The sequence below is a fragment of the Gilvimarinus chinensis DSM 19667 genome, from assembly GCF_000377745.1.
GTDB lineage: Bacteria > Pseudomonadota > Gammaproteobacteria > Pseudomonadales > Cellvibrionaceae > Gilvimarinus > Gilvimarinus chinensis.
This window is the reverse complement of the sequence record NZ_KB898707.1, coordinates 644,542-660,421: the sequence shown is the minus strand read 5'-3', so window position 1 is coordinate 660,421 and position 15,880 is coordinate 644,542. Positions and strand designations below refer to the sequence as shown.

Here is a 15,880-nt window from a genome sequence, read left to right as displayed (position 1 = left end):
GAGTCATCTAAGTCGCCATTCTACAGGCTAAGCACCTTTAAGGTAGTCATACTTCAATGTCGATAGTCGGACGGTTACTTCGACGTCGGTCAGAGCCAGAGCGAGAATCAAAGCGGGTGGATCGATCACTCTTTCGGCGATCGCCTTTACGTCTTTCCACAAATCCCGGTGGTGCGTCGGGCAAACGCTTAGTGATAACCAAGTCTCGATCAGGCTCGTAGCCTGTTGCTGGCTTAGGCTTAGTAACGGGGGTTAAATGTGTGATCGGGCCTAGATAAACCATATAAGGTTATCGGTAATCGCTGGTTAAACTTTAGCCTACCATTGCCTTTCAGGTGTAAACCAGTCAAGCTTGTGTCGCAAGGAAACAACCTCCCCCACGATGATAAGCGTCGGTCCTTTGACGTCACACTGTGCCACTTTACGGGCAATGTTTGAAAGATCGCCAATTACTACCGTCTGTGAACTTGTCGTCCCCTTTTCCACCAGTGCAATCGGGGTAGTGGGTGCACGTCCATGTTCAACCAGTTGCTGAGCGATCTGCTCCAGCCCCAATAAGCCCATATAAAACACTAAGGTCTGCCCGGGCAGGGCCAGCTCTGGCCAGCTGAGATTAGGGTTGTCGGTTTTCAAGTGCCCGGTAATAAAACGTACCGATTGCGCACAGTCGCGATGGGTGAGCGGAATACCGGCGTAAGCGGCACACCCTGAAGCCGCGGTTATACCGGGGACCACCTGGAACGGAATATTGTGCTCGGCCAGCAGTTCAATCTCCTCACCCCCACGACCAAAAATAAACGGATCACCACCTTTAAGGCGCAGTACTCGTTTACCTTGCTGAGCCAGATCCACCAGCAATTGATTAATTGCTGGCTGCTCCATTGAGTGTTCACTGCGACGTTTCCCCACGTAAATGCGGTCGGCGTCACGGCGCACCAGCTCCAAGACTTCATCCGAGACCAAACGATCGTAAAGTACAACCTCGGCCTGCTGCATCAAGCGTAAAGCTTTCAGTGTTAAAAGTTCTGGATCTCCGGGACCTCCGCCCACCAAGTACACTTCGCCGCCGATTTCATCGCGCTGATTCGACAGCTCTTGTGACAGCAAGCGATCCGCTTCGTCGTCTTTACCGGCATAAACGCGCTCTGCCACCGCTCCATTCAGCACCCGCTCCCAAAAGCGGCGGCGCTCATCGCCTGTTTTAAACTTTTCTTTTACCGCATCGCGAAAGCGGCTGGCCAAACCGGCCAAACGACCGTAGCTGGCGGGCAACAAACGCTCAAGCTTGGCGCGCACCATGCGAGCTAAAACCGGGGCTTCGCCACCGCTGGAGATAGCAATGACCAACGGCGAGCGATCCACAATGGCCGGGGTAATGACTGTGCATAGCGCCGGGCTATCCACTACATTCACGGGCAATTGTCGCGTACGCGCATCGCAAGAGACCCGCTCATTGACGCTGGCGGTATCGGTTGCCGCAACGGCTAAGACAACCCCATCCAAATCACCGGACTGGTATTCACGCAGAGCGATAGCACCGCCGGTCTCTTTAACCAGCTGCTCTAGCTCTGGGTCAATTTCAAGCGTGACAACCTTTAAGCACGCACCTGCCTTGAGCAACAAACGTGCCTTGCGGGTCGCTATCTCCCCTCCTCCCACCAGCAACACTTGCTGGCCACGCAACCGCATAAAGAAGGGAAAGTACTCCATAACGACCTCTTACACACCACCGATCTTGGTGGTGCCGCCCATATAAGGCTGCAAAACTTCAGGCACCAGTACACTGCCATCGGCTTGCTGATAATTCTCCAGCACCGCCAGTAACGTTCTGCCTATCGCCAGGCCAGAGCCGTTCAGGGTATGTAAGAGTACGGGCTTGCCTGTTTCAGGATCGCGGTAGCGGGCCTTTAAGCGGCGCGCCTGAAAGTCTCGGAAGTTAGAGCAAGAAGAAATTTCGCGGTATTTGTCCTGCGATGGTACCCATACTTCAATGTCGTAAGTTTTGGCCGCCGAAAAACCGATATCGCCACCACATAAAATCACTGTGCGGTAAGGCAAACCCAGTTTTTGCAAAATGGCTTCGGCGTTCGCCGTAAGAGATTCTAGCGCCTCGTCTGACTCATCAGGGCGAACAAACTGTACCAGCTCTACCTTTTCAAACTGATGCTGACGAATCATACCGCGGGTATCACGCCCGTGGCTGCCCGCCTCAGAGCGGAAGCACGGCGTATGGGCAACAAACTTAAGCGGTAAAGACGCGTCTTTATCCAGCAGCTCATCGCGCAGCAAATTCGTTACCGGCACTTCGGCGGTAGGAATCAGGAAAAAGTCCCGCTCGTCGTCGGCAATTTTGAACAAATCTTCGGCAAACTTAGGCAGCTGCCCGGTACCAAACAAAGAGTCGGCGTTCACAATGTACGGAACATTCACCTCTTGGTAACCGTGCTCACTGAGGTGGGTATCCAGCATAAACTGGATTAATGCACGGTGCATACGGGCGATATCGCCCCGCATTACGGCAAAACGTGCACCGGTAATTTTGCTGGCCGTCTCAAAATCCAACCCGCCCAAGTCAGCGCCCAAATCCACGTGATCTTTGACCTCAAAGTCAAATTCACGTGGGCTTCCCCAGCGGCGAACTTCAACATTGTCGTCTTCGCTGACACCCTCGGGCACTTCTGCCGCGGGAATATTGGGCACACCGGATAAATAATCATCCAGTTTATGCTGTACTTGGTGCAGCTCTGCCTCAGCGTTGGCTAAATCCTGCTTCAGTTGATCCACTTCTTTGAGCAGCGGGGCGATATCCTCACCGGCCGCCTTGGCTTTACCGATATTTTTAGAGCGACTGTTGCGCTCCGACTGCAGGTTTTCCGTTTTAATTTGGATGGCCTTGCGCTCCTCTTCGAGTGCACGCAGCAGCTCTACATCCAGTTGAAAACCTCGCTTGGCGAGCCCTGTGGCAACTTCTTCCAAGTTACCGCGAATCAGTTTCGGATCTAGCATAGAAATGACTTTTTAACAGTTGATGGCTGGGCGGGAGCCCGAATTTTAGGGCGGTTAAGATAACATAAAGTGAGCTAAATACCACGAAAGAGCCACCACCAGCAGACAGCCGAGCACGTTGGCAAGCACGTAAAATACCGCCACGCTGTGCAAACCGTTCTGCCACAGTAACAAGGCGTCTAGAGAAAAGGTAGAAAAGGTGGTCAGCGCCCCCAAAAAACCGGTCACCAGAAGGTGGCGCCAATAAGGTGGCAACATGGCTTTTTCTACGATCACCACGTACAGAAGAGCCACCAGAAAGCAGCCTAATAAGTTCACCACTAAAGTGCCCAAAGGAAACCGGTGGCCGGTTAAGGGGGAAAGCTGCGTGGTAATAAACAATCGCGCCATAGCACCCAAGGCGCCACCAGCCGCGACAAAAAGCCATTGCATAGCTAATCTCTTTGGTAACGTTTTAACGGACTGGCCGCATCTAAGGCCCGCAGATGCTTAAGCTTTTCACTGATTTTGCCTTCCAGGCCGCGGTCAGTGGGCTGGTAATAGCGGCGCTCGCTAATGGGCTCTGGCAAATAGTTTTCACCAGCGGCGTAGGCACCCGGCTCATCGTGTGCATAGCGGTACTCGGCACCAAAATCCATGGACTTCATCATGCTGGTAGGGGCATTGCGAAGGTGCATGGGCACATCCAGAGCGGGGTCATTTTTCACATCAGCCATCGCCTGATTAAAGCCATTATACACAGCGTTACTTTTCGGCGCGCAGGCCAGGTAAGTAATGGCCTGTGCGATAGCTAACTCGCCTTCTGGGCTGCCGAGTCGCTCTTGGGTATCCCAGGCCGCCAGCGCCAGTGATAACCCGCGCGGGTCGGCGTTACCTATGTCTTCGCTGGCCATGCGCACTACCCTGCGCGCCACGTACAGAGGGTCGCAGCCGCCATCGAGCATTCGCGCCAACCAGTAGAGTGCACCATCGGGGGAGGAGCCGCGCACCGACTTATGCATCGCCGAAATCTGCTCGTAGAATAAATCCCCGCCTTTATCGAAACGGCGCACATCACCGCCAAGTACCTCGGCCAGCACATCCTCAGCAATAACCCGCTGCCCCTCCTGCTCCGGCGCCAAATCGGCCGCCAGCTCCAGCAGGTTCAGAGACTTACGTGCATCGCCGTCAGCCGCATTGGCGAGGACCGTGAGCGCATCATCGCTGATCTCGATGGATTCCTCGCCCAGCCCCCGCTCGCTATCGCTAAGCGCCTGCAGGATCACCTGCTCGACCAGCTCACGATCTAACGAGCGCAGCACATAAACCCGGCAGCGGGATAAAAGCGCATTGTTCAACTCAAATGAGGGGTTTTCGGTGGTAGCGCCGATAAAAATAAAGGTGCCGTCTTCTACGTAGGGGAGAAACGCATCCTGCTGGGATTTATTAAAGCGGTGCACCTCGTCCACAAATAAAATAGTGGCTCGCCCCCGCATTTGCCGCTCTTGTTGCGCCACCTGCACCGCAGCGCGAATATCTTTCACACCGGAAAGTACCGCTGAAAGGGTTTCAAAACGGGCATCAGCGCGCTCGGCAAACAACCGCGCCAACGAGGTTTTACCCACTCCCGGCGGGCCCCATAAAATCATGGAGTGCAGCTGGCCTTTTTCTACCGCCTCGCGCAGGGGTTTACCCGGTGCGAGAATATGCTGCTGGCCGATATAATCTGCCAAGGTGCGCGGCCGCATACGAGCGGCCAAGGGTTGATGCACGGGCTCTGTGGCGAACAAATCTCCCATATCAGTCAATCAATACATCCACGCCGTCGGGGATGACAAACTCAAATAAAGACTCATCGACGGGTTTATTTTGCTCAGTTTCAACAAAGGTAAATACGGTGGTTTGCCCCAGACCGTCCAACAGTTGAATTTGCGCGACCTTAACGCCATCGGCACCGTCAAACACCAGCGTTAACGATTCGAACAGCGCATCCTCGCCACGGGGGGCAAGTACAAATTGATTGTCAGCGGGCGAGCTAACTTCGTAGGCTTCGGCCACATTGGCCGCCGAATCACTGAGCAACAGCGCCGGGGTGCGCTGCATATTATCGTTAACCTGGCGCACGGTCACCTGCATTAAATCCGGATCGTAAAGCCAGATGGTTTCACCGTTTGACACCAGAGTTTGCGGAAAAGGATCTCGTGTTTCCCAGTAAAACCGCCCTGGTTTTTGCAGAACAAATTCGCCACTGCTGCGCTCAAGCTCACTGCCAGATTCATCCTGCAACACCTGAGTAAACCTACCTTGCAAACTCACCAACTGATGCAGTTTGTCGGTCAGCGCTACCGCTGCGTTATCTTGCGCGCTGGCAAAAGCTGAATGGCACAGCAGTAGTGCAGCAACAAAACGAATAAAAAATGTCATAACTCAACCTTCAATAATTTCATCACCTGCACGCCACACAAACATTAGGCTTTAGGCGCAAGCACTTCGCGATTACCATTGTGGCCAGCCTCGGAGACTACCCCCGCCGCCTCCATGGTTTCGATGAGTCGCGCAGCGCGGTTATAGCCAATACGCAGCTTACGCTGTACCGATGAAATGGACGCTTTGCGTGAATCGATCACAAAAGCGACGGCTTCATCGTAGAGCGCATCACCTTCATCATTGCCGCCCTCTTCGCCGCCCGACAAACCGGGCACCGGAATATTATTGGTGCTGTCGTCAATAACACCTTCCAAATAATCTGGCTCGCCACGCTTTTTCCAGTCGGCCACCACGTTGTGAACCTCATGATCGTCCACAAAAGCGCCGTGCACACGCTCCGGCACACTGGTGCCCGGTGGCAAATAAAGCATGTCCCCATGGCCCAGCAACTGTTCTGCACCGCCCTGGTCGAGAATGGTGCGCGAGTCAATTTTTGAAGACACCTGAAACGCCATACGCGTGGGGACGTTCGCTTTAATCAAACCCGTGATCACATCAACCGACGGACGCTGAGTCGCAAGAATCAAGTGAATACCCGCGGCCCGTGCTTTTTGAGCAATGCGAGCGATCAATTGTTCCACTTTTTTACCGACAATCATCATCATATCGGCAAACTCATCGATCACTACGACGATGGCAGGCAAGGTTTCCAAATTTGGCGGCGTAGCCTCTTCACTGCCCGCTTCGTAATGCTCATCGGGCTTGAACAGCGGATCGGCGATGGGGGTTCCGGCCTTTTCGGCCTCTTCAATCTTACGATTAAAGCCCGCCAGATTACGCACCCCCATGGCGGCCATCAGTTTATAGCGGCGCTCCATTTCACCTACACACCAGCGCAAACCATTGGCGGCGTCGTTCATATCGGTGATAACGGGAGTCAAGAGGTGGGGAATGCCCTCGTAAACCGAAAGCTCCAGCATTTTAGGATCAACCAGAATCAAACGCACATCTTTCGGCGATGATTTATACAGTAAGGACAACAGCATCACGTTCACCCCTACCGACTTACCCGAGCCGGTGGTACCGGCAACCAGCAGGTGCGGCATACGGGCCAGATCGGCAATCACGGGTTCACCGGCGATGTTGTGCCCCAGCGCCATGGTCAGGCGTGATTTTGATTTCTCGTAAGGCTCGGATGACAGTACCTCGCTTAGGCGCACCATCTCGCGGTGCTCGTTGGGTATCTCAATCCCCATTACCGAGCGCCCAGGTATCACCTCTACCACCCGTACACTGATAACCGCCAGCGAACGAGCCAAATCTTTCGCTAGGTTAGTAATACGACTGGCTTTTACGCCGGGGGCGGGCTGAATTTCAAAACGGGTAACCACGGGGCCCGGCTGTACCGACACCACTTCAATCTCGATACCAAAATCTTTCAGCTTTAATTCCAGCAGTTTCGACATAGCCTCCAGTGACTCTTTAGAAAAAGCTTTGTCACTGTGTTTGTCGGCCGGATCCAGCAGGCTGATGGGCGGTAAATCGCCGACCGGGGTATCGTCTTTACCGAATAAAGGAACCTGCTTTTCCTGCACCGCGCGCTTACTGGGAGCGGGCTTTTTGATCGGCTCGCTGATGGTTGGCGGCACCCTGACAGCTTCGGCCCTTTTACGTGTTTCAATCACCTCACGGCGCTCGCGCTGCTGTTTATCGGTGCTGCGTTTTTCAGCTCTAGCAGCGCGCCAATGAGTGTATTTTTCTCCAGTAAAGCGCCAAAACCGCAGTACTTTTTGGCCAATACTGTCCATCAAGCCCAGCCACGACAGATCGGTGAAAATCGTCAAACCGAAGAAAAACATCGCCAACAACAGCAAAGTGCCGCCGGTATGGCTGAACGCCCCCGCTACAGCTTCGGCCACGGACAGCCCCAGGTAACCCCCATCAGAAAATGGCAACGTTGATTCACGCCCGCCAACGTGCAGTACCGCAAGACCGGTTCCGGCCACCATCACCAGTACCAAACCGATGGTGCGCAAACCGAGCAAAACAGGATCAAACTCTGGGGGATGAGAGCGGTCGCGGATAATCAGCCACGCGCGATAGGCCAGCATCAGCGGAAACAAAAACGATAAATAGCCGAATAGCGAGAAGAAAACATCCGCAAGCCAGGCCCCTGCAGGCCCACCCGCGTTTTCGATACGCAGATTTTCCCCAGTGCGTGACCAGCCCGGGTCTCCGGCATCGTAAGTAAACAGTGTTAACAGCAACAAACCACAAGCCGCCACAAGCCCGATTAAGGCCCCTTCACGCAAATGACGCATAATTCTGGCAGATTCAGCTTGCTCGCTCGCTGCAGCTTTTGCATTTTTTTTGCTCAAACGTTCTAACCCCATCAAAATCTTTTAGTCGCAGTGAGATAGCCGCTATTGTAAAGCAAGCTCACCCGACTACGCAGTGCAGCAGTCGGCAGCTATATCATCTTAATCGCTGATTAAATTTACCAATGCCAGGCATTGAAGACTACAATTTTGCCCATAGTAATTGATTCACTTAAGATTGACGCCAATTTATTAGCCCTCAGATTTCTCGATAAGGATTCTATGCAATGAGCGAAGCAAAACACCACCGCCTGATTATTCTTGGCTCAGGCCCTGCCGGCTACACTGCAGCCATCTACGCAGCCCGTGCCAACCTCAAGCCAGTGGTCATTACCGGCATGCAGCAAGGTGGCCAGCTAACCACCACCACGGAAGTGGAAAACTGGCCAGGCGGCGTTGCCGACCTGCAGGGCCCAGACTTAATGGTGCAAATGCAGCAGCACGCCGAGCGTTTTGATACTGAGATCATTTTTGATCACATCAGTGAAACCGATTTATCCAAGCGCCCTTTCACGTTGAAAGGCACCGAGACCTACACCTGCGATGCACTGATTATCGCCACCGGTGCCTCGGCTCAGTATCTGGGTTTGCCTTCGGAAGAAGCGTTTATGGGTAAAGGTGTCAGCGCTTGCGCAACCTGCGATGGCTTTTTCTATCGCGATCAGAAAGTAGCGGTCGTCGGTGGCGGTAACACTGCTGTGGAAGAAGCGCTGTATCTGTCCAACATTGCCAGTGAAGTGACCCTGATTCACCGTCGCGACTCGTTGCGCTCAGAAAAAATTCTGCAGGACAAATTGTTCGCCAAAGAGAACATCAAAGTGTTGTGGAATCACACCCTGGACGAAGTACTGGGCGACGACAGCGGTGTAACCGGCCTGCGCCTGAACAATCTCGACGCCGGTGAAACCACCGAAATCGACGTAGCCGGGGTCTTTATCGCCATCGGCCACAAACCCAACACTGACATTTTTGCCGGTCAGCTGGACATGAAAGACGGCTACATCAAAATCAACAGCGGCCTGGAAGGTAACGCAACAGCCACCAGCGTTGAAGGTGTATATGCCGCAGGTGATGTTTCTGATCACATTTACCGTCAGGCCATTACCTCTGCCGGGGCCGGCTGTATGGCCGCGCTGGACGCCGAGAAATTTCTCGACGACTGATCACCAACGCACTTTTGCGTACAATAGCGGCGGCGGTAGCGATACCACCGCCGTTTTTTATGCGTATTAAGACGACTCTGGACGCTTTATGATTCACCTGCCCTGGCTAAACGACGACCCAGCTCTGTTTCCACCGCTTGAGTCGGCCCTGGACGATCCCAACGGATTACTCGCAGCCGGTGGTGATTTGCATCCGCAGCGTATCGTCAATGCCTACGCACAGGGTATTTTCCCCTGGTATGAAGAGGACCAACCGATCCTCTGGTGGACCCCCAACCCTCGCACCATATTGCGCCCGCATGAAGTTCATCTGTCGCGCTCACTGCGAAAGCTGCTGCGTAAAGCGCCCTTCGAACTTCGTTTTGATACGGCATTCAGCGAGGTTATGAAGGCTTGTGCGGCGCCGCGAGAAGACGCCGGAGGCACTTGGATCACCCCGGAAATGCACGAAGCCTATTGCGAACTACATCGCTTGGGGATCACCCACAGTGTAGAAATGTGGAATGACGACAAGCTTGTAGGGGGGCTCTATGGTCTGGCTCTTGGCCAGGTATTCTTTGGTGAATCCATGTTTTCGCGACAGGATAACGCGTCAAAAATCGCCTTCGCCTGCCTGTGTTACTACCTTGAGACTTGGGGTTTTGAGCTGGTTGACTGCCAAGTGGCCAGCGACCACCTGTTTAGCCTCGGGGCTTATGAGCTACCCAGAGAGGAATTTGCCAAAACGTTAACCGGACTGATCGGAAACACCGCAAGATCCCACTGGCCCGAGAGCTGCACCCACCCAGATTACCCTTTCTAAGCACTCTTAAATACTCTACAGTAGTTCTGGGTACAGGAGACAGACAATATGAGCGATTTATCCAACCTAAAGCTCTTTGCCACCGCCCCTCATCCGTGCAGCTACCTCGAAGGCGAAGAGGCAACCACCGTTTTTATTGATCCAGCCGCCGAAGTGGATCAAGACCTTTACTCGCAACTATCACGTTTGGGTTTTAGACGCAGCGGCAGTCATTTATATCGTCCTCACTGCGCCGCCTGCCAAGCGTGTGTTTCCAGTCGAATTCCCGTGCGCTTGTTTAAAGCCAACCGCAGCCAAAAACGCTGCATCAAAAAAAACAGCGACCTGCAGCTCCACCTGGTCGACAGCATTCAAACCGATGAGCATTACTCACTTTACGAAAGCTATATCAACAACCGTCATGCCGACGGTGACATGTACCCCCCTACCCGCGAGCAATACGAGGCATTTTTAAGTGCCGAATGGGGGACTACGCGCTACATCGAATATCGGCTGCAAGATCGTCTGCTCGGTGTCGCAGTATGCGATGAGCTAACGGATGGACTATCGGCTGTTTATACTTTTTTTGATAGCCAAGAAGCCAAACGCAGCCTTGGCACCTTCGCTATCTTGGTACAAATTCGGAAAGCTCAAGACATGGGGCTGGAGTATGTTTACCTGGGCTATTGGATACGAAACTGTCAAAAAATGGCCTATAAAACACAATATCGGCCACTGCAGCTTCTCATAAATAAACACTGGGTGAGATTGAATTAACCCTTAGCCACTGAAAATCGCCCTTCGGACTTGGCTATTGCGCGCTTTTCAGGCACAATTGCCGCCTTTTCGCGCAACTGCAAAGATAAATTGAGGATTCTGCCGAATGGCGAAAGACGATGTAATCGAATTTGAAGGCGAAGTTGTAGATACTTTGCCGAACACCACATTCCGCGTAAAGCTGGAAAATGGTCACGTAGTAACCGCTCATATCTCGGGAAAAATGCGTAAAAACTATATCCGCATCTTGACCGGCGACAAGGTAAAGGTAGAGATGACCCCGTACGACCTGACCAAAGGCCGTATCACCTACCGCGCCCGTTAATACCTTATTTCAACAAAAGCCCCCTTGCTGGGGCTTTTGTTTGTCCCCCTTCCCTTTTTGACCCAAATCAAAACCGACCCAAACACTCGGTGATATGTTGCGCCTCCAAAGCCACCAACTGAGGCGATTGAGTGCATAGCGATCAGGATTTAGTGTTTCAAAGTTATGGCCGCTGCTGTAACCGCGATACGTTTTTTAGCGATTTTTACGACAACTTTATGGGAAAGTCCGACGAGGTACGGCAGATGTTCGTCGATACCGACATGCCCGCCCAACGGCATTTACTGCGCAACGGGATTATGCAGCTGATTCTGTTTTCCCGCGGCCTGCCCGACACCAAACTCAAAGCGCTGGGCAAAAGTCACAATCGCCAAGGTTACAATATACGCCCGCACCTCTATAACACTTGGCTGGAAGCGCTGCTTGAAACTCTAAGCAAACACGACCCGATGTACAGTGAAAGAATTGATACTGCCTGGCGACGCGTGTTAGCACCGGGCATTGAGCTGATTAAAGGTGCTTACTGAACCAGCTGGCGCACACAAAAAAGCCCCGCATGCGGGGCTTTTGAGTTTTACGCCGACAAACAACCTACCCAGCTCATTAAGCAGGTGCGGGCTCTTTAACCTCAAACTCCAGTGCCAGCTGGCCGTCTTCGCTCACATCGACAGACACTGTGCCGCCGCCCGAGAGCTCACCAAACAGCACAGCTTCAGCCAAAGGCTTCTTAACCTTATCCTGAATAAGACGAGCCATGGGGCGAGCGCCCATTTTCTCATCATAGCCCTGCTCCGCCAGCCATTTGCGCGCGGCAGTGCTGACTTCCAGATTAACTTTTTTCTCATCCAGCTGCGCTTGCAACTCGGTAAGAAACTTATCCACCACGGTTTCCACCACAGAAAGCGGCAGAGCACCAAACTGGACCGTGGCATCAAGCCGGTTACGAAATTCAGGCGTAAACATTTTCTTGATCGCCTCGATACCGTCCGTTGAATGATCCTGCTTGGTAAAACCAATAGAAGCGCGGCTGACATCCTCCGCACCGGCGTTGGTGGTCATGATCAAGATCACATTACGGAAATCCGCTTTACGGCCGTTGTTGTCCGTCAAAGTACCGTGATCCATCACCTGCAACAGCAAATTAAATACGTCTGGATGTGCTTTTTCGATTTCATCCAACAGCACCACACTGTGTGGGCTTTTGGTCACAGCGTCGGTCAATAACCCCCCCTGATCAAAACCAACGTAGCCGGGCGGCGCGCCAATAAGTCTGGAAACGGTGTGGCGCTCCATATACTCGGACATATCAAAACGAATCAGCTCTACCCCTAAGCATTTAGCCAGTTGACGGCTAACCTCGGTTTTACCAACACCGGTGGGGCCAGCGAACAAAAATGAACCGATGGGCTTATCGCCACTGCGCAAACCCGCCCGCGCCAGCTTGATCGCGGTGGATAGGGTATCAATCGCCTCATCCTGGCCAAACACCGTCATTTTCAGGTTGTCATCCAGCTTACGCAGCTGTTCCAAATCGTTGGAAGAAACGCTTTTGGGTGGGATTCTGGCAATCTTCGCCACCACTGCCTCAACATCGGAAACCCCCACGGTTTTCTTCCGCTTGCTCGGTGGCTGCAACTGCTGGAAAGCACCAGCTTCGTCGATCACATCAATGGCCTTATCGGGCAAAAAGCGATCGTTAATGTAGCGCTCTGACAACTCTGCAGCCGCTTTCAATGCAGGCTCGGTGTAACGAAGACCGTGATGATCCTCAAAGTGTTTTTTCAAGCCCTTAAGTATCTGATAAGTCTCGTCGACAGTGGGTTCAACCACGTCCACTTTCTGGAAGCGACGAGACAAGGCACGATCTTTTTCAAAAATGCCGCGATACTCCTGATAAGTTGTGGAGCCCATGCAACGCAACTGCCCAGAGCTGAGCAATGGCTTCAACAGATTAGAGGCGTCCATTACCCCGCCAGAGGCGGCGCCAGCACCAATAATCGTGTGGATTTCATCAATAAACAAAATCGAATGAGGCTGCTTTTTCAGCTCGTGCAGTAAGCCTTTAAAGCGTTTTTCGAAGTCACCACGGTATTTTGTACCGGCCAATAATGCCCCCATGTCCAGCGAGTAGACCACACTGGACGCTAAAGCCTCGGGCACTTCGCCATCCACAATACGCTTAGCCAAACCTTCCGCGATTGCGGTTTTGCCCACGCCAGACTCACCCACCAGCAACGGGTTGTTTTTGCGTCTGCGCGAAAGCACCTGAGAAACTCGCTCAAGCTCTGTGCTGCGGCCGATTAATGGGTCTATTTTACCGCTGGCCGCCAACTCATTAAGATTACTGGCAAAATTTTCCAGCGGGCTTGGGGAGGGCTGTTCAACACCTAAGCTCTCTTCGTCAGACTGCTCGTGAGAGCCGTCCTCTGCGCCATGCTCATGACCGGCGACTTTTTGGATACCGTGGGTGATGTAATTAACAATGTCTATACGCGCGATGCTTTGCTGCTTCAGGTAGTAAACCGCCTGACTTTCCTGCTCACTGAAAATCGCAACCAGTACATTAGCACCAGTGACCTCTTGTTTACCGGAAGATTGAACGTGAAACACCGCGCGTTGCAACACCCGTTGAAACCCTAAAGTAGGCTGGGTTTCACGCTCGTCGTCATTTTCTGGCAACAATGGCGTGGTGGAATCCACAAACTCAATCAGCTCCCGTCGCAGAACCACCAGATCTGCACCACAGGCACGCAACACCATGGCCGCCGATTCGTTATCAATCAGCGCCAGTAACAGGTGCTCAACGGTCATAAACTCATGCCGTTTACTGCGAGCGCCTTTGAATGCCATGTTCAGGGTGACTTCAAGATCTTTACTTAACATCTAGGGTACCTCTCTAGGGAGCAAAACCCACTGTCAGCTCTCTGACAGTGTTACTACTCATTCGCTGTCTTCATCCCCGTCCACTACTTCGATTTCGCACAACAGTGGATGCTCATTATCTTCCGCTAACTGATTCACCTGGGCGACTTTTGTCTCAGCCACATCCCGGGTGTATATTCCACACACTGCTTTGCCCTGAGTGTGAACGGTTAACATCACATGGGTGGCCTGTTCACGATCCATGCCAAAAAAGGCTTCCAGAATATGCACAACAAACTCCATGGGAGTGTAATCATCGTTATGCATAATCACTTTATACATTGGCGGACGCTTTAGCTGAGGTGGAGATTCCTGAACCGCAAGCCCGTCATCAAAATCGTAGTCATCGTCGTCTTGCTGACTGCGAACTTGATTTAATGTTAGTCGATAGTTTTCAAACTTTCCCATATACATCACAAGAATCTGACACTTCCAGGCTGAGGTTCGTTCTCACTCATAAAATTTTATTGGGTATGAATTGCCTTTTATAGGTCGGGCTAAATCCCCAAATTTCATCTGCTAACTTTTTAAGCAGTGTATTTTATGGCTGTAAACTTATCCTCGGTTAATTTCAGCCATTGTAACTCAAGCGAAGGCACCAACGCGAAGCCCAAACTTGACAAGCCTATACAGGTCGGCTAAAAAGACCGAGCTGGTCAAAATTCCACCAGACCAGCCGGGGCTTACTTAAGCCTCAACCGCTTGCAGCGGTTTACTAATAATAACGATGCGCGCAGTCCCATTACGCGCCTGTAAATAAGAAGGAATAACGCTATGCCTACAGGTACCGTCAAATGGTTTAATAACGCCAAAGGCTACGGTTTCATTCTCCCGGACGAAGGCAATGAAGACCTTTTCGCTCACTACTCTGCCATTGATATGGATGGCTATAAAACTCTCAAGGCGGGCCAGACAGTTACGTTTGAGGTTACCCGCGGCGACAAGGGGTTTCACGCAGTAAACATCAGCCTCCCTGAACGCCCTCATTAACCCTTCGAACGCATAGACAGCGGCTCAACAAAAACCACGGTTTAGGCTACACTGGCCAGCCGCTGTTGCTTTACTGTGCTTTATCTATGGCCAAACTTGTACTTTTCAACAAACCCTATGGGGTCTTAAGCCAATTTACCGACTCACAAGGCCGTCAAACTCTGGCGGACTATATCAAGCAACCGGGTATTTATGCGGCAGGCCGGCTAGACAGAGACTCTGAAGGCTTATTGCTACTGACCGCCGACGGCGCGCTGGCCCAAAGAATTACCCACCCTCGCAACAAACTGCCGAAAACTTATTGGGTTCAGGTAGAGGGTACGCCCGAGCCGCAGGCATTGGATCAGTTAAGACAAGGCGTAGAGTTAAATGACGGCCCGACCCGCCCAGCCAAAGTGATTTCCATTCCGGCGCCGAAGCTGTGGCCTCGAGAAAACCCGGTGCGTGAGCGCAAAAACATCCCCACAAACTGGCTGAGCATCACCATCAGTGAGGGTCGTAACCGCCAGGTTCGGCGTATGACGGCCGCCGTGGGGTTACCAACCTTACGACTGGTGCGAAGTGCCATCGGACAATGGCAGCTTAACCAGTTGCAGCCCGGCGAATTCATTGAGCAGCAGGTACACTTACCTCAGGCGTCCAAACCCAAACCACGCCCCTTTAATAAGCGCAAAAAGCCATGACTTTTACCCCGCATGTCACCGTAGCCTGCATTATCGAACGCGATGGCCAGTTTTTGCTGGTGCGCGAACGAATAGATGGCGAAGAAAAAATTAACCAACCCGCCGGACACCTAGAGGCGAATGAAACGCTGCAAGAGGCCGCCATTCGCGAAACACTCGAAGAAACCGGTTGGCATATAACCCTAAGCGGCGTGGCCGGCATTGATTTATACACAGCGCCCGCCAATGGTGTGACCTACGCGCGAACGACATTTATTGCCACCGCCCTTAAACAGGACCCTGATGCGGTGCTCGATGAGGGCATAATAGGCCCCATTTGGCTCACCCGCGACGAAATAGCCAATCGCCAATCCGAACTGCGCAGCCCCATGGTCCTCAATATCGTCGATCAATACCTGGCCGGACGACGCTACCCACTGGAGGTCGTCGGCCAGCACAGGTAAAATGCC

General features: G+C 52.6%; 17 protein-coding genes. 8 read left to right on the top strand and 9 right to left on the bottom strand.

Annotated elements, in window-relative coordinates; all coding sequences use genetic code 11:
• Nucleotides 1-46 precede the first annotated feature (46 nt).
• Genes D568_RS21670 through D568_RS0108905 form a run of 7 tightly spaced genes read right to left on the bottom strand, consistent with a single transcriptional unit; the run spans nucleotide 47 to nucleotide 7,805 of the window.
• Nucleotides 47-283, bottom strand: a complete 237-nt coding sequence (locus tag D568_RS21670; RefSeq protein ID WP_157497770.1) for a hypothetical protein — start codon at nucleotides 281-283, stop codon at nucleotides 47-49.
• A gap of 35 nt (nucleotides 284-318) precedes the next feature.
• A complete protein-coding gene (gene cysG / locus D568_RS0108930) occupies nucleotides 319-1,710 on the bottom strand; it encodes a siroheme synthase CysG (protein WP_020209252.1) in 1,392 nt (463 codons plus the stop codon).
• Nucleotides 1,711-1,719: 9 nt separating this feature from the next.
• The gene (gene serS, locus D568_RS0108925) at nucleotides 1,720-3,006 is read right to left on the bottom strand and encodes a serine--tRNA ligase (protein WP_020209251.1); all 1,287 of its coding nucleotides are present in this window, start codon (nucleotides 3,004-3,006) and stop codon (nucleotides 1,720-1,722) included.
• 54 nt (nucleotides 3,007-3,060) lie between these two features.
• Nucleotides 3,061-3,438, bottom strand: coding sequence for a fluoride efflux transporter CrcB (crcB, locus tag D568_RS0108920; RefSeq protein WP_020209250.1), 378 nt, complete (start codon nucleotides 3,436-3,438; stop codon nucleotides 3,061-3,063).
• Between the two features lie 2 nt (nucleotides 3,439-3,440).
• Entirely contained in the window at nucleotides 3,441-4,784 is a 1,344-nt protein-coding gene (locus D568_RS0108915; protein WP_026286932.1) for a replication-associated recombination protein A, read from the bottom strand.
• Between the two features lies 1 nt (nucleotide 4,785).
• Complete coding sequence (gene lolA, locus D568_RS0108910; RefSeq protein WP_020209248.1) at nucleotides 4,786-5,409, bottom strand: outer membrane lipoprotein periplasmic chaperone LolA; 624 nt, start codon at nucleotides 5,407-5,409, stop codon at nucleotides 4,786-4,788.
• Between the two features lie 44 nt (nucleotides 5,410-5,453).
• Entirely contained in the window at nucleotides 5,454-7,805 is a 2,352-nt protein-coding gene (locus tag D568_RS0108905; protein WP_020209247.1) for a DNA translocase FtsK, read from the bottom strand.
• 212 nt (nucleotides 7,806-8,017) lie between these two features.
• Here D568_RS0108905 and trxB point away from each other — a divergent pair, with 212 nt between their 5' ends.
• From trxB to D568_RS0108880, 5 genes are all read left to right on the top strand, one after another.
• Nucleotides 8,018-8,953, top strand: coding sequence for a thioredoxin-disulfide reductase (gene trxB / locus D568_RS0108900; RefSeq protein ID WP_020209246.1), 936 nt, complete (start codon nucleotides 8,018-8,020; stop codon nucleotides 8,951-8,953).
• Nucleotides 8,954-9,041: 88 nt separating this feature from the next.
• The gene (aat, locus tag D568_RS0108895; protein ID WP_020209245.1) at nucleotides 9,042-9,755 is read left to right on the top strand and encodes a leucyl/phenylalanyl-tRNA--protein transferase; all 714 of its coding nucleotides are present in this window, start codon (nucleotides 9,042-9,044) and stop codon (nucleotides 9,753-9,755) included.
• A gap of 48 nt (nucleotides 9,756-9,803) precedes the next feature.
• A complete protein-coding gene (locus tag D568_RS0108890; RefSeq protein ID WP_020209244.1) occupies nucleotides 9,804-10,511 on the top strand; it encodes an arginyltransferase in 708 nt (235 codons plus the stop codon).
• Nucleotides 10,512-10,617: 106 nt separating this feature from the next.
• Complete coding sequence (infA, locus tag D568_RS0108885; protein WP_020209243.1) at nucleotides 10,618-10,836, top strand: translation initiation factor IF-1; 219 nt, start codon at nucleotides 10,618-10,620, stop codon at nucleotides 10,834-10,836.
• A gap of 131 nt (nucleotides 10,837-10,967) precedes the next feature.
• Nucleotides 10,968-11,363 carry a globin gene (locus D568_RS0108880; protein ID WP_020209242.1) on the top strand — a complete coding sequence of 132 codons (396 nt, stop codon included), beginning with the start codon at nucleotides 10,968-10,970 and terminating at the stop codon, nucleotides 11,361-11,363.
• 76 nt (nucleotides 11,364-11,439) lie between these two features.
• Here the strand turns inward: D568_RS0108880 and clpA are convergent, their stop codons facing one another.
• Nucleotides 11,440-13,719, bottom strand: coding sequence for an ATP-dependent Clp protease ATP-binding subunit ClpA (gene clpA, locus D568_RS0108875; protein ID WP_020209241.1), 2,280 nt, complete (start codon nucleotides 13,717-13,719; stop codon nucleotides 11,440-11,442).
• 57 nt (nucleotides 13,720-13,776) lie between these two features.
• Entirely contained in the window at nucleotides 13,777-14,166 is a 390-nt protein-coding gene (gene clpS, locus D568_RS0108870; protein WP_026286931.1) for an ATP-dependent Clp protease adapter ClpS, read from the bottom strand.
• Between the two features lie 366 nt (nucleotides 14,167-14,532).
• On the opposite strand from clpS, the gene cspD reads away from it, so the two are divergent.
• From cspD to D568_RS0108855, 3 genes are all read left to right on the top strand, one after another.
• The gene (gene cspD / locus D568_RS0108865) at nucleotides 14,533-14,748 is read left to right on the top strand and encodes a cold shock domain-containing protein CspD (protein WP_020209239.1); all 216 of its coding nucleotides are present in this window, start codon (nucleotides 14,533-14,535) and stop codon (nucleotides 14,746-14,748) included.
• Nucleotides 14,749-14,834: 86 nt separating this feature from the next.
• Nucleotides 14,835-15,431 carry a pseudouridine synthase gene (locus tag D568_RS0108860; protein WP_020209238.1) on the top strand — a complete coding sequence of 199 codons (597 nt, stop codon included), beginning with the start codon at nucleotides 14,835-14,837 and terminating at the stop codon, nucleotides 15,429-15,431.
• A complete protein-coding gene (locus D568_RS0108855; protein WP_020209237.1) occupies nucleotides 15,428-15,874 on the top strand; it encodes an NUDIX hydrolase in 447 nt (148 codons plus the stop codon). The genes D568_RS0108860 and D568_RS0108855 overlap by 4 nt, the downstream gene beginning before the upstream one ends.
• Nucleotides 15,875-15,880: the final 6 nt, after the last annotated feature.

What these genes read in the sequence shown, in the direction of transcription:
- D568_RS21670 (WP_157497770.1), bottom strand. Translation starts at nt 283, where the DNA reads ATGGTTTATCTAGGCCCGATCACACATTTAACCCCCGTTACTAAGCCT.
- cysG (WP_020209252.1), bottom strand. Translation starts at nt 1,710, where the DNA reads ATGGAGTACTTTCCCTTCTTTATGCGGTTGCGTGGCCAGCAAGTGTTG.
- serS (WP_020209251.1), bottom strand. Translation starts at nt 3,006, where the DNA reads ATGCTAGATCCGAAACTGATTCGCGGTAACTTGGAAGAAGTTGCCACA.
- crcB (WP_020209250.1), bottom strand. Translation starts at nt 3,438, where the DNA reads ATGCAATGGCTTTTTGTCGCGGCTGGTGGCGCCTTGGGTGCTATGGCG.
- D568_RS0108915 (WP_026286932.1), bottom strand. Translation starts at nt 4,784, where the DNA reads ATGGGAGATTTGTTCGCCACAGAGCCCGTGCATCAACCCTTGGCCGCT.
- lolA (WP_020209248.1), bottom strand. Translation starts at nt 5,409, where the DNA reads ATGACATTTTTTATTCGTTTTGTTGCTGCACTACTGCTGTGCCATTCA.
- D568_RS0108905 (WP_020209247.1), bottom strand. Translation starts at nt 7,805, where the DNA reads ATGGGGTTAGAACGTTTGAGCAAAAAAAATGCAAAAGCTGCAGCGAGC.
- trxB (WP_020209246.1), top strand. Translation starts at nt 8,018, where the DNA reads ATGAGCGAAGCAAAACACCACCGCCTGATTATTCTTGGCTCAGGCCCT.
- aat (WP_020209245.1), top strand. Translation starts at nt 9,042, where the DNA reads ATGATTCACCTGCCCTGGCTAAACGACGACCCAGCTCTGTTTCCACCG.
- D568_RS0108890 (WP_020209244.1), top strand. Translation starts at nt 9,804, where the DNA reads ATGAGCGATTTATCCAACCTAAAGCTCTTTGCCACCGCCCCTCATCCG.
- infA (WP_020209243.1), top strand. Translation starts at nt 10,618, where the DNA reads ATGGCGAAAGACGATGTAATCGAATTTGAAGGCGAAGTTGTAGATACT.
- clpA (WP_020209241.1), bottom strand. Translation starts at nt 13,719, where the DNA reads ATGTTAAGTAAAGATCTTGAAGTCACCCTGAACATGGCATTCAAAGGC.
- clpS (WP_026286931.1), bottom strand. Translation starts at nt 14,166, where the DNA reads ATGGGAAAGTTTGAAAACTATCGACTAACATTAAATCAAGTTCGCAGT.
- cspD (WP_020209239.1), top strand. Translation starts at nt 14,533, where the DNA reads ATGCCTACAGGTACCGTCAAATGGTTTAATAACGCCAAAGGCTACGGT.
- D568_RS0108860 (WP_020209238.1), top strand. Translation starts at nt 14,835, where the DNA reads ATGGCCAAACTTGTACTTTTCAACAAACCCTATGGGGTCTTAAGCCAA.
- D568_RS0108855 (WP_020209237.1), top strand. Translation starts at nt 15,428, where the DNA reads ATGACTTTTACCCCGCATGTCACCGTAGCCTGCATTATCGAACGCGAT.